11 protein-coding genes are annotated in these 13103 nt (G+C 69.9%); 7 read left to right on the forward strand and 4 right to left on the reverse strand.

Annotation, left to right across the window (positions count from 1 at the left end):
- Positions 1–29: 29 nt before the first annotated feature.
- The gene (locus tag ACIG87_RS03790; protein WP_396847877.1) at positions 30–662 is read left to right on the forward strand and encodes a dTDP-4-dehydrorhamnose 3,5-epimerase family protein; all 633 of its coding nucleotides are present in this window, start codon (positions 30–32) and stop codon (positions 660–662) included.
- Between the two features lie 202 nt (positions 663–864).
- Here the strand turns inward: ACIG87_RS03790 and ACIG87_RS03795 are convergent, their stop codons facing one another.
- Together ACIG87_RS03795 and ACIG87_RS03800 are read right to left on the reverse strand one after the other, a co-directional pair.
- Positions 865–2175: an aspartate aminotransferase family protein gene (locus ACIG87_RS03795; protein WP_396847879.1), complete on the reverse strand. Its 1311-nt coding sequence runs from the start codon at positions 2173–2175 to the stop codon at positions 865–867.
- A 164-nt stretch (positions 2176–2339) separates the two neighbouring features.
- Positions 2340–3359 carry a Gfo/Idh/MocA family protein gene (locus ACIG87_RS03800; RefSeq protein ID WP_396847881.1) on the reverse strand — a complete coding sequence of 340 codons (1020 nt, stop codon included), beginning with the start codon at positions 3357–3359 and terminating at the stop codon, positions 2340–2342.
- Positions 3360–3791: 432 nt separating this feature from the next.
- Here ACIG87_RS03800 and ACIG87_RS03805 point away from each other — a divergent pair, with 432 nt between their 5' ends.
- Positions 3792–5234 (forward strand): NDP-hexose 2,3-dehydratase family protein, encoded by a 1443-nt coding sequence (locus ACIG87_RS03805; protein WP_396847883.1) that lies wholly within the window; start codon positions 3792–3794, stop codon positions 5232–5234.
- Positions 5235–5335: 101 nt separating this feature from the next.
- Here the strand turns inward: ACIG87_RS03805 and ACIG87_RS03810 are convergent, their stop codons facing one another.
- On the reverse strand, positions 5336–6928 hold the full coding sequence (locus ACIG87_RS03810; RefSeq protein ID WP_396847885.1) for a bifunctional 3-(3-hydroxy-phenyl)propionate/3-hydroxycinnamic acid hydroxylase: 1593 nt from the start codon (positions 6926–6928) through the stop codon (positions 5336–5338).
- Between the two features lie 49 nt (positions 6929–6977).
- On the reverse strand, positions 6978–7799 hold the full coding sequence (locus ACIG87_RS03815; RefSeq protein ID WP_396847887.1) for a thioesterase II family protein: 822 nt from the start codon (positions 7797–7799) through the stop codon (positions 6978–6980).
- A 435-nt stretch (positions 7800–8234) separates the two neighbouring features.
- On the opposite strand from ACIG87_RS03815, the gene ACIG87_RS03820 reads away from it, so the two are divergent.
- From ACIG87_RS03820 to ACIG87_RS03840, 5 genes are all read left to right on the forward strand, one after another.
- Positions 8235–8675: a type II 3-dehydroquinate dehydratase gene (locus ACIG87_RS03820; protein ID WP_396847888.1), complete on the forward strand. Its 441-nt coding sequence runs from the start codon at positions 8235–8237 to the stop codon at positions 8673–8675.
- Positions 8676–9148: 473 nt separating this feature from the next.
- Complete coding sequence (locus tag ACIG87_RS03825) at positions 9149–10495, forward strand: LuxR C-terminal-related transcriptional regulator (protein WP_396847890.1); 1347 nt, start codon at positions 9149–9151, stop codon at positions 10493–10495.
- 31 nt (positions 10496–10526) lie between these two features.
- Entirely contained in the window at positions 10527–11351 is an 825-nt protein-coding gene (locus ACIG87_RS03830) for an SAM-dependent methyltransferase (RefSeq protein ID WP_396847892.1), read from the forward strand.
- A gap of 148 nt (positions 11352–11499) precedes the next feature.
- Complete coding sequence (locus ACIG87_RS03835; protein ID WP_396847893.1) at positions 11500–12192, forward strand: thiamine pyrophosphate-dependent enzyme; 693 nt, start codon at positions 11500–11502, stop codon at positions 12190–12192.
- Positions 12189–13100, forward strand: a complete 912-nt coding sequence (locus ACIG87_RS03840; protein WP_396847895.1) for a transketolase family protein — start codon at positions 12189–12191, stop codon at positions 13098–13100. Before ACIG87_RS03835 ends, ACIG87_RS03840 begins: the two co-directional genes overlap by 4 nt.
- Positions 13101–13103: the final 3 nt, after the last annotated feature.

The raw sequence follows: 13103 nt of genomic DNA on the forward strand, positions 1-13103 counted from the left end.
TGACGCGACAGCACCTGAGCAACCGCAGCATGACCGTACAGCCGCTGGACATCAGTGGCGCCTTCCTCATCTCGTCCCGGTCGTTCTCCGATGAACGTGGCGCGTTCTTCGAGGCCTACCGCGAGGACGTGCTCACCGAAGTGCTCGGGTACCAGCCGAAGATCGTCCAGACCAACTACTCGACCTCGCACCGCAACGTCCTGCGGGGCATCCACGGGGCGGCCGTCCCGCCGGGCCTGGCCAAATTCGTCACCTGCGTCCGGGGCTCGATGCTCGACTTCGTGGTCGACCTGCGGACCGGCTCACCGACCTTCGGGGCCTGGGACATGATCGTCCTGGACGGGCGCGGCGCTTCCTCGGTCTACGTGGAGGAGGGGCTCGGGCACGCCTTCGTCGCGCTGGACGACGACACCTGTGTCCAGTACCAGCTCTCCGAGCTCTACCGGCCGCAGGACGTGGTCACGGTGTACCCGCTGGACCCCGAGATCGGCCTGCCTCTCAGGCTCCCCGACGCGCCGATCCTGTCCGACCGTGACGCCGCGGGGCCGACCCTCCGGGAGGCTGTCGAGCGGGGCCTGCTGCCGAGCTACGCCGCGTGCCTGGCGCTTCGCGCTGCCCGCGCGCAGCCGCCCGTCGGCTCCGACGCGCCCGTCGCGTCGTGACCACCGCCCCGCCGGCGGGACCCGGGCGGGGCGGGCGGCGAACCGGGGACGCGGGCGGGACGGCGGCGAGCCGGTTACCCGGTGCGTGCGGCGCGGGGCAGGAACGTCGACGGCGTGGTGGCGGGTGCCAGGCAGGCCACCCGCCACCCGCGGACAGCGTCGGTGGGCTCGTCGATCTCCCGATCGAGCTGTCACCGACCGGTCAGTTCACGCCCTCGCCGAGCCGGACCAGCGACGCGCGCAGCGCCTGGCCGAGATGGTCCAGGTCGGCGTCGGTGGCGTTCAGCGGCGGCGCCACCAGCAGGCCCTCACCGCTGCCGTCCCGGCGGTACCCGACGAACGGGTACAGCAGCAGGCCGTTGCTCCTGGTGATCTTGAGGGCGTCGCCGACGGTGCCCGGGGCCAGCTCGATGCCGTGGAAGTAGCCGACGCCGCGGACGTCGGTCACGACCGGCAGCCCGCGGGTCACCTCGGCCACGAGCTGCGTCACCGCCGCGCCGCGTACCTGGTCGCGGTCGAGAGCGCCGAGGTCGTCCAGCACCGACAGCACGGCGAGCCCGACCCGGGCCTGGAGCGGGGTCGCCGACATCGTTCCCATCAGCGGCAGCCACTTGCCGCTGGACAGGATGTCCTCGGCCAGATCCGGCGCGATCATCGTGGCCGCCAGGGGGATGAACCCCGCCCCGAGCCCCTTCGCCAGCGTGACGATGTGCGCCTGCGCATCTGGCGCGTGGTGCGAGGCCAGGGGGAGCCCGGTGCGGCCCAGCCCGGTGAGCACCTCGTCATGGATGACGAGGACGCCGTACTCGTCGCAGATCTCGCGGACCGCCCGCAGGTACCCGGGCGGCTGGGTGTATCCGCCTCCGGTCGTGCCGTTGACGGGTTCGATCAGCACCGCGGCGACGGTGTCCGGGCCGGCGTTGACGATGGCGTCGCGCACGGCCTGCGCGCACTCGGCCCGGCAGGCGGGGAACGGACAGCCGAGATGCTGGCCGGGGTAGGGCGGATCGAAGGCGGGCCCGATGCCGAAGCTGTCGTCCTCGTGCGGCCGCCGGGAGCGGTGACCGGACAACGCGAGCACGAACGCGCTGTTGCCGTGGTAGCCGAGCGACGCCGTCAGCACCCGGTGGCGGTTCTTCTCCCCCCGTGCCCGCTGCGCCAGTCTGGCCAGCGCGATGGCGGCCTCCACGGCGTGCGTGCCGGTGGGGGTGAACATGACCCGGTCGTCCGGCCGGTGCACGGCTCTCGCCGTCGCCGAGGCCAACTGCTCCATGCCGCTGGCCTGCAGCGATCCCGGGCTGGCGTACGTGCAGATGCCCACCTGGTCGCGCAGCGCCTCGACCACCGTGGGATGGGCGTGGCCGATGTTCACGTTGATGATCCCACTGGACGCGTCGAGATAACGCCCCCCGTCGGAGGAGAAGATCCAGGATCCATAGGCGTGGCTGTACGAGATGGGCGGAATCTGTAGCCGCGCGGCCAGCAACTGCGACGCGCTCGCACTGTCACTCATGGTTTCGCACCTCAGCCACACTGTCACGGACGCTGAACAGCTGCATGCAGAACTCCTGCCATGTTCGGGTGCGGGCCGGCCCGCATCGGGATTGAGCTGTTTCGGTACGGGCTGTCCGGGACACCGCCGGCACTGTCCCGGATCCGCCGGCGGTCACCGGCGCGTCAAGACAACCTCTCCATCCGGTCGGTGTCCACCCGCGCGGCGACCTGCTCGACGCAGCGCCTCGCGCTGGTGCTGATGTCCTCGACGAGGACCGCCTGCCGTAGCGAGCCGTCGTCGTCGGGACGATTCCCCGACCGGACCGCCGTGGCGAACGCGTGCACCGAGTTCGTCACCTGGTCATCGGGGGACAGCCGGATCTCCTCGACGCCCGACCGCCGCTCCAGGCGTACCACCGGGACGTGGTCGGCGGGTGGGGCGTAGGCGTGCTCGACGACGATACGGCCCTCGCTGCCCCAGAGCTGGTAGCTGGACCGGTAGGAGTGGTCGAGGCCGAAGGCCAGCTGCGCCCCCACGCCGTCGTCGGTGCACAGCAGGGCCTGCCCGGACGAGTCGACGTGCTGGCCGTGCCGGTAGGTCAACACCGCCGAGACGACGTCGAGCGCGCTGCCGCCCAGGAAGGACATCGCCGCGCGTACCGGATAGACCCCGGCGTCCAGGAGCGCACCGCCGCCGAGTGCGGCGCTGTAGCGGACATCGTCGGCCGGGCGCCTCGGCACGCCGAACGAGGCGTGGAAGGAACGCAGGGAGCCGATCGCGCCGTCCTCGACCCGCCGCCGGACCGCGGCGTGCTGGCTGTGGTGGAGGAACATCATGTTCTCCATGAGCACCAGGCCGCAGGACCTCGCCAGGGCTATCAGCTCGCCCGTCCGGGACGCGCTGGTGGTCAGGGGCTTCTCGGCGAGCACGTGCTTGCCGGCGTACAGGGCGGTCTCGATCCAGGCGGCGTGCATGGCGTTCGGCAGCGGGATGTAGACGGCCTCGACCTCGTCGAGGTCCAGGAGGGACCGGTAGCCCCTGACCGCGCGGCAGCCGTAGGCCCCGGCGGCCTGCCCGGCCCGGTCGAGGTCCCGGCTGGCGATTGCCACGATCTTGACACCGGGGAGGGCGGCCATCGCGGGCAGCACCCTGCGACGGGCGATGCTCGCGCATCCCATGATCCCGATCCGTACGGGCGTCACCAGCTCTCCTTCCCTGGTGTCGAGGTGGGTCAGCAGCGATCCGCGTCGGGACGTGGACCTTGCGGCCCTGCCGGACCAGCGCGGGGAGACCCGGTTCCCGGACCGCCGGGGGTGGGCCCGGGTCGAGCTCCCCGGCACGGTCCTTTCGGAGAGTAGGACCGTTGTGGTGCAACGGGTATCCCCTGATCTGATAGGACGCGGATGGCCGCACTGCCGCGGTGCCATCAGACCGAGGGATGCCGAGCCGATCGCCGCTGCCCTAGCGTCGTGCACAGGCACGCACGTACACCAGGACAGCAGTCGGCCTGCTGCGCCTCGCACCCGAGCAGAGGCCCCAGCGCCCGGGAGCCCTCGTGGGAGCAGAACCGCACCGCCCGCTGCCGGTTCCGGGTCGGCTGACCCGGCGAGCAGGCACGACATCAGGGGGATCAGGTGTTTGACAGCTCTGGCGCGATACCCGCGGTCCTGGAAGCGGAACGGAACGGGCGGGCCGCCGCCGCGACCGACAACGCGGTCATGTCCATGACGGATTTCCACTCCTGGTTCCACGCGCGGACCCGTGCGAACAGGTTCCAGGTGGATCGGATTCCGTTCGCGGATCTGGCCGGGTGGGACTTCGATCCGGACACGGGCAACCTCGTCCACGACAGCGGGCGGTTCTTCTCGATCGAGGGCCTGCGGGTCCGGACCGACCGGCCGTGGGCGGGCGAGTGGAGCCAACCGATCATCGTGCAGCCGGAGATCGGGGTGCTCGGCATCCTCGTCAAGCGGATCGACGGGGTCCTCCACTGCCTGATGCAGGCCAAGATGGAGCCGGGCAACATCAACGGTCTCCAGATCTCGCCGACCGTCCAGGCCACGCGCAGCAACTACATGAAGGTGCACGGCGGCGCGGGAACGAAATACCTCGAGTACTTCCGGCCGGACTCCCGCGGCCGGGTGCTGTTCGACGGGCTGCAGTCCGAGCAGGGGTCCTGGTTCCTGCACAAGCGCAACCGCAACATCGTCGTCGAGACCGAGGACGACGTGCCGCTGGAGGAGGACTTCTGCTGGCTCACCCTCGGCCAGATCCGCCGCCTGCTGCTCCTGGACCACATGGTGAACATGGACTCCCGGACCGTCCTGGCGTGCATCCCGCCGGCACTGACCGGGCCGAACGCCCAGGACACCGGCGACGACTCGTTCACCCGGGCGGTCCTGCGTTCGCTGTCCGGTCACGGCAGGGCGGTGTGCGACCCCGGCACGATCCTCAGCTGGCTCACCGAGATGCGGTCCCGGCAGGAGTTGGTGCAGCGCCGGGTGTCACTCAGGCACGTCGCCGAGGACGGCTGGCGCTTCGGCGTCGACGTCATCGACCACCGGGACGGCAAGTACTTCGACGTCATCGCGGTGGCCGTGCAGGCGAGCAACCGCGAGGTCGCCGCGTGGACCCAGCCGCTGGTGGCCCCCAAGCAACCCGGCCTGCTGGCCCTGCTGGTCAAGCGGATCGGCGGCACGTTGCACGCGCTGGTGCAGGCCCGCAGCGACGCGGGCATGCTCAACATCGCCGAGCTGACCGCCACCGTGCACTGCCAGCCGGGCAACTACGTGGACGTGCCGGCGGAGCACCGCCCCCGCTACCTCGACTACGCGCTCGCGGCGCCCGCGTCCCGCGTCCGGCTCGACGTCCTGCACTCCGAGGAGGGCGGCCGGTTCTACCACGCGCAGAACCGGTACCTGGTGATCGAGGTCGAGCCCGACTTTGCCGAGCCCGACGACCGGTACCTGTGGACCACGCTGCACCAACTCACGTCGCTGTTGCCACACAGCAACTACCTGACGGTGGAACTCCGCAGCCTCATGGCGAGCATGCGAAGCCTGACCCAGCGACTGTGACGATCATGGGATGGCCGAGCCGTCGGTCGCGTACCCCGTTACAGGGCGGTCCTCCCCGCCCGGCACGGCGTCGGGCCGGTGCCCGCCCGGCTGCCGTCGCGTCAGGCGGTCCGCAGCGGCACACCGGCCGGTGCGGTTGCCCGTAGCTGGTTCCGCAGGTCGTCCACCAGGTCCCTGGCACCGTTCGGACCGTGCGCGGCACCGAAGACGTGGTAGTCGGGACGGACGAGCAGGCACGTCGCCGCGAACTGTGCCAGGTACGGGCGGTAGACGTCGTCCACATCCACCACACCGTGCTCCGGCGCCTCTCCGGGCGTCAGCAGCCGCACCACGTGCGTGTCGAGGCCGGCGAGGAAGGCCAGTCGACCCTCGTCGAGTGCGGCGCGGGGTTCCTCGGTGGTCAGCAGCACGAAACCCCGGCCGACGACGTCGTCGAACAGACCGGTGAGGCCGTTCCGCGTCACCCGTCCCTGCGGTACGACCGCACCCGCCGGCGGCTCGGCCACCTTCGCCCCGGGGCGTCGGTGCAGCAGCCCGCCCGAGAGTGGCTTCGCCGGATCCGGCCTCGTCGCCGGGCGTCCACGGCGGTTCGCCAGCACCGTGGCGTCCCGCTCGGCGGCAGCCGCCGGATCGGTCACGCAGATCACCCGGCCCAGCTGGACCGACGAGAGGATCGCCTCCCTGACCTGCGCCCGACGCTCCTCGGTGTAGCTGTCCAGAAGGGACTCGGCCGCCGATCCGCGGAGGGTGAGGTCGAGCTTCCACGCCAGGTTGACGACGTCCCGGATGCCGGAGCACATGCCCTGCCCGGCGAAGGGGGGCATGAGGTGGGCCGCGTCGCCGGCCAGCAGGACGTGGCCCACCCGCCACTGCTCGGCCCACCTGGCCTGGAAGATGTACGTGGTGCTACGCAGCAGGGTGGCGGTGTCCGGGTTGACGCCGAACGGCGCCAGCAGACGCCAGGCCGTCTCGTCCCTGTTCAGCTCGGCCGTGCTCTCACCGGGCAGCCGCATGAACTCCCAGCGCCGTCGCCCGGGGCCGCTGCCCACCTGGGTGGTGGGCCTGGCCGGATCGCAGATCTGCACGTTCGTGGGGACGAACTCGCGCGGCTCGCGGAGTTCGATGTCGCAGAGCAGCCACTCGTACGAGAATCCGAGGTCCGTGACGGCGACGTCGAGGTGGTGGCGGACGAAGCTGTTGGCGCCGTCACAGCCCACGACCCATCGGGCGGAGAAGGACCGGGTCGCTCCGTCGGCGTCGGTGACGAGCACGTCCACCAGTCGGTCGCTGTCGGTGATGCCCACGACCTCGTGCCCGCGCAGCACCGTGACTCCGGGAAGCGACGTCGCCCTGGCCGCGATGAGCTCCTCGAGGGCCGGCTGGTGCATCGTGTTCGCGTCCGGCCAGCCGTACGGGCCGGACGTGGTGAACGCGATGTCCAGCAGCACCTCACCTGCGGCGGTGCGCCACTGGTAGCCGCTGGCCGGTGCCGTGATCCGGCTGAGGTCCGGGCCTGTCGCGGCGGCGGCCAGGAGACGGGCGGTCTCGCCGTCGAAACTGGTGGCCCGGGGAAGCCGATACGGCCGGGGCCGGCGTTCGAGCACCGTCACCCGCCAGCCGCGCTGGGCGAGCAGCACCGACAGGGTGGCGCCGATCGGTCCGTTGCCCACGATGACGACGTCCGCGTCTGTCAAGGAAACCTCACAGGTCGACGCTGGTGCGAAGGACCGGGCAGGCGACCCGTCACCGGTTCGTGCCGGTTGGCTGGGGGCTGACCCCTGCTCGTCGGGTCTGTCGCTCGCCGGTCGGTCTCCCGCCCACCAGTTCCTGCCTCAGGATCGCGATCACGTCCACGCTCCGGTCGACGAGGAAGAAGTGGCCCCCGGGGAGAACCCTGAGCTCGATCGGCCCGGTGGTGTGCTCGTCCCAGGCGCGGGCTTCGTCGACGGACACCCGGGGATCGCTGTCACCGACGAGGACGGTGACCGGGCAGTCCAGTCTCCGGTCGGGGTCGTGGCGGTACGTCTCGACGGCGCGGTAGTCGCTGCGGACGGCCGGCAGGATCATCTCCAGCACCTCCGGGTCGGCCAGGATCGTCGGCTCGGTGCCACTCAGGGTCTGGAGCTCGGCCACGAGCTGGGCGTCCGGCAGATGGTGCACCCCGTCGGGACGGTAGCGGGACGGGGCCCGTCGGCCGGAGACGAAGAGGTGCGCCGGTGGCGGCAGGCCGGCGTCCCGCATGCGCAGAGCCACCTCGTAGCCGAGGACCGCGCCCATGCTGTGCCCGAACAGCGCCAGGGGACGGTCGTCCAGGTGGCGTAGCGCGTCGAGGATCTGGTCCGCCAGATCCGGGACGTTGTCGACAGCGGCCTCGTGCCGCCGGTCCTGGCGGCCCGGGTACTGCATCGCCAGGACCTCCACCGCGGGGGCGAGTGCCCTGGACACCGGGTGGAAGAAGCTCGCCGAGCCGCCGGCGTGCGGCAGGCACACCAGGCGGGCCGCGCAGTCCGGTGCCGGGTGGAACCGGCGGACCCACTTCTCGACGTGCTCCGCAGACTGAGGCACAGCCATGTTCCTTTCCGGGGTCGCGGCCGCTTCTGGTGAGAACAGGTCGGCCGGTACGTCGAGCGAGCCCTCGCTCGGGTGCTTGTTCCGTGCCTCGTGCCGAGGCCGCGACCGGCAGGGCCCTTCGGAGGGTAGGACCGGCGTGGCGCACCGGGCATCCCCCGCTCTGATAGGACGCCGGGTGGCTGCGCCGTCGGTGGTGCTATCAGGTCGGGGGATGCCGGCCGATCGGCTCTGTCCTAGCGTGGAAGAACCACGTAGATCGACGTTGATCGAAAGGTGGTCATGCGATGGCAGAGCTCAACCGTGCTCTCGACGACCACGGTCGGCCGCGGTGTCGGGTGCCGGGACGACCCCGGAGGTGCCGGGGAGCAGGGCTGCCGCGTCGGCCGGGAGGCGGGCTGAACGGGCCGGCCCTGAACTGAGAGGTGCTCCTTGAGTGTCATGCTTCTCCTCAACGGTCCCAATCTGGGTGCGCTGGGCCACCGGGAGCCGGAGATCTACGGCACCGACACCCTTGCCGATATCGAGAAGGCGGTCGCGGAAGAGGTAGGTGTCCACGGTTGGGAGGTCGTCTCGGTCCAGCGTGACGGGGAGGGCGACCTGGTCGGTGCGATCCACGAGCACCGTCACACCACGGTCGGCGCTGTCGTCAATCCGGGTGCGCTGATGATCGCCGGCTGGAGTCTGCGGGACGCGCTGGCCAGCTATGCGCCTCCGTGGGTCGAGGTGCATCTCAGCAACGTATGGGCACGCGAGCAGTTCCGGCACGAGTCGGTGATCGCCCCGCTGGCGAGCGGGGTGGTGGTGGGACTGGGTGCCTACGGATATCGCCTCGCGGCTCGCGCGTTGTTGCACCTGTCCGGGCGAGCATGAAATCGTGCCGCGGGAATCGGCTCGATGTTCGCGAACTGCATGATCCCCCACGTCCCGGCAGCGATGCGCGTCGGGCCGGCGCTCCTTGATGCCGACGCGGGCTCGTGGCGCGTCTTTGGGGAACCCTTTCTTCGTGGGCGTCCAGCGTGGCTCCCGGCTGATGTCACGGATCTTGCTGGCGGCCGTCCCGGCGATCGAGTCCCGCCCCGTGTAAACACCCGTATGATCCTGCCGGCAACCTTACCAACTGGTGAACGAGTGATCAAAACCGGTCTATGTGGAGGCGGCCTTTCTACCGATGTTCTTGCGAATTGATCAGTGCGCGGCGCTGCGACCAGAGGAAACGTCCACTTTCGGCGACTTCGCAATCCATGCTGGACGAAGGGCCGTGGCGGTAGTACTGTCGGTGACGGGTTGGCTGCCCGTGGTAATTGTCAAGAGGGCAACTATCTGAGAACCACTGGGGAGGATCCTTGTCGTCGTTGCTGACGCCGGCGCCGGCCGGCGTGGAGATTCCCTGTGACCGCAACCGATACGCATCGCAGATATCGTTCCCGCAACATCCCTTTGTGGGGGGTGCGGATGGGATCGTATCGGACTCGTGTGCGACCGCCGCTCTTTTTCGCCGTTCCGCTCTGTGGTGGTACGGCGGGCGGCTCGACGCGGGATTGCACTACGCTACAGCGGCCGTCGGCGTCGAGTGCAGGGAGGGTCACGAATTCTGCAAACTGACCCCCTATTGGCGCGTCGCGTTGCTGACCAAGGCCAGGGAGCTCGAGGCCGGCTGGCGCGCGATCAATTCCCTCGAGGCGTGCAGGGAGAAGTCCGAGTCGCAACTCGTTACCGCGACGTCACTCATCATTCGGGGCGAGTTGCTGTTCGCCATGGGTTGTGTCGACGACGGGCTCGCCGAGGTGACCGAGGGGCTGCAGATCGCGGAGCGTTGCGATGCCCGGTCGTTGCTGCCCACCGGTTACGTCGTGCTGGCGCTCGCCGCGCTCCGTCGGGCGGACATGCGCACCTGTCTGACCTATGTGGACAAGCTGGCTGGTGAAGCCCTGCTGGGCTACTTCGGCCAGGCGGCGGGAGCATGGGTGACCGCACAGGTGGCAGAGGCTCGTGGCGGGGTGGACAGGGCGGCCGGTCTCATCGCGGGAATCGTCACCAGCAACCTGGTTCTTCGCCAGCTTCTCGTGTCCGAGCCGGCGGCGGTCTCCTGGCTGGTGCGCGCCTCCCGCAAGTTGGGTGCCGACGACCTCGCGAAAGCGGCGGTGACGGCGGCTGACGCCGCGTCCGCCGCACATCCGGGGTTCAGCGTCATTCAGGGGGCGGCGATGCACGCCGCCGGCCTGCTGGAGGAGGACTCCAACAAGTTGCTTGAGGCGGCAAATATCTATCCTGACCGGTGGTGCGGGGCGTCCGCGCGGGAGGACCTGGCCGGCCTGTTGACCAAGCGGCGCTCCGAACGGGCGAACGCGATTCACATCTACGAATCGGCGCTGGTTGCCTACACGGCGGTCGGTGCCGCCCGCGATGCCTCCCGCGTCGCGAACAAGCTCCGCGATTTCGGTGTGCGACGCGGTGTGATCCGGACCGTGGAGTGCGAAGGTCAGTTGCCGCACGGACTCACCAACACGGAGTTCGCGGTCGCGGAACTCGTGAGCCAGGGGCACACCAACAACGAGGTTGGCAGACAGTTGTTCATTTCTCGGCACACGGTGGCCTTTCATCTCAAGAAGGTGTACCAGAAGATGAGTCTCACGTCGCGTGTCGAGTTGGCGGCCAGCTGGAAGGCAATGCAATGGCGGCATGGGTCCTAGGATCGGGGAACACGATGGTTGGGGGGAACTGGTGAAGAAGCCGACGCCCGATGAGATTGGCCACGGCTACGACGCGTTCGCGGATCTGCTCGACCAGCTCTGGGGCGAGAATCTGCACCACGGCTACTGGGAAGATGCGTCCGACGACGTGCCGGTGGATGCCGCTGCCAATCGGCTGACCGACAGACTGGCCGGACTGCTGACCATTGAGCCGGGCGATCGTCTGCTGGATCTCGGTTGTGGCATCGGTGAGCCGGCCATCAGGCTGGCCACGGCGCACAAAATCGAGGTCGTGGGGGTTTCGATCAGTCAACGGCAGGTGGAGCGGGCAAACGACCGGGCCGTGTCCGCCGGGTTGGCTGACCGATTGTCCTTCCAGTTGGCCGACGCGATGGACCTGCCCTTCCCGGACGGCTCTTTCGACGTCGTCTGGGCACTGGAGTCCCTGCATCACATGCCGGACCGGGGTGATGTTCTCCGGCAGGCGGCCAGGGTGCTGCGGCCCGGGGGGCGTCTGGCGATCGGCGACTTCATGCTGCTCCCGAGCGCCGACGGGTACGAGGCCGGCGCCGCCCGTGTCCACCAGGCCAGCAAGGGTGTGCTGTCGGTCGTCGGACTTGACGAGTACCTGTCCCTCCTCCGCGCGGCCGGGCTCGAACCCGGAGCCACCGAGGATGTCAGCAAGCACACCCGGCCGTCGTGGGGCAAGGCGGCGGAGCGGTTCGCCGCCCTGCGGGAGCAGGCGCTGCCACACATCGGGGCAGAGCAGTTCGACCTCACGCTCTCGAGGTTCCACGCCTTCAGCGAGGAGCCGTCGCTGGGTTACGCGCTCCTGACCGCCCGCAAGCCCGCCTGATCATCCACGACCCGCTGGTGGTGGTGCGTGCCGGGGCCGCGGGCCAGCCGAAGGCGAACCGGCCCCCACACCAGGTGAGCACCGCATTGGCCAGGCAGTAGGGAAAGCGTGGCGCTTTCCCCGGAATCGAGATGGTGTAGGTGGGACCATGCAGACGACAGAAGACACGTTACGAAGCCTGTTCGGCAGGATGGTCGGAGACGAGAAGCACGGGTGGGCCGCAGCCTCGACGCTGAACGCCATCTGGGTGCTCTACGACCGGGTGCTGGACATCTCGCCGGAGAACATCGACGACCCGGACCGAGACCGGTTCTTCCTCTCCAAGGGCCACGGGCCGATGGCCTACTACGCGATGCTCGCCGCGAAGGGCTTCATCGCCCCGGAGGCACTGGACACCTGGGCGCAGCTCGGCTCGCCGCTCGGTCTCCACCCGGACCGGACGCTGGTGCCCGGTGTGGAGATCAGCAGCGGCTCCCTCGGCCACGGGCTCCCGCTGGGGGTGGGAACCGCCCTCGGGCTGCGTGCCGAGGGGCGGCGCGCCCGGGTGGTGGTGCTGATGGGCGACGGTGAGTTCGACGAGGGCAGCAACCACGAGGCCATCGCGATCGCCGGCCGCCTCGGGCTGGACCGCATCACCGCGATCGTGATCGACAACCGTTCGGCGAGCCTTGGCTGGCCGAACGGCATCGCCAGGCGCTTCGAGGTGGAGGGCTGGCGCGCGGCCACGGTGGACGGGCGCGACAACGACGAGCTGTACCGGGCATTGACCCAGGAACCCGACGGACGGCCGCAGGCCGTGGTCGCGGAGATTCGCGAGATCCGGGAAGGGAGCGCGGCATGAGCATCCAGGTGGACAGGAAGCTGATGCGGTCCGTCTTCGTCGACACGGTGATCGAGTCGCTGGCGACCGATCCCAAGCTGGTCCTGTTGACCGCGGACATCTCGTCGTGGTCGTTCGACGAGGCGCGGCTCACGTACCCGGACCGGGTGATCAACGTGGGGATCCGCGAGCAGGCGATGATCGGGATGGCGGGCGGACTGGCGCTGAACGGCTTCCGGCCGGTGGCGCACACCTACACGCCGTTCCTGGTCGAGCGTCCGTTCGAGCAGATCAAGCTCGACCTCGGGCACCAGGATGTCGGCGCCGTGCTGGTCAGCATCGGCGGCTCCTACGACGACCTGCCGCGGGGTCGGACCCATCAGGCGCCCGGCGACGTCGCGCTGTTCGACACGCTGCCCGGCTGGACCGTGCACGTGCCAGGGCACGAGGACGAGGCGGAGAAGCTGATCCGGGATGCGCTGTCCGGTGACGGCCGGGTCTACGTGCGCCTGTCCGACAAGGCCAACGGCGCGGCGGCGCCGGTCCTGGACGGCTTCACCGTGCTGCGCCAGGGCCACGCCGGTGTGGTGGTCGCCGTCGGACCGGTCCTGGACGACGTGCTCGCCGCGACGTCCACCGCGGACGTGACGGTGCTGTACGCCTCCACGATCCGGCCGTTCGACCATGTTGGCCTGCGCGCCGCGGTGGCCGGCGCACGGCCCAACGTGCTGGTGGTCGAGCCGTACCTGCGGGGGACCTCGGCGCACGAGGTGGCCGAGGCGCTCGGCGACGTGCCCCACCGGCTGCGGTCGCACGGGGTACGGCGGGACGAGGAGGTGCGGGCCTACGGCAGGGCCGCCGACCATGACCGGCTGCACGGCCTGGACGCCGCGACCCTGGCCGAGTCGATCAGCGAATTCCTCCGTTAGGTC

The sequence above is a fragment of the Micromonospora sp. NPDC051925 genome, from assembly GCF_044548625.1.
Taxonomy (GTDB): Bacteria; Actinomycetota; Actinomycetes; order Mycobacteriales; family Micromonosporaceae; genus Micromonospora.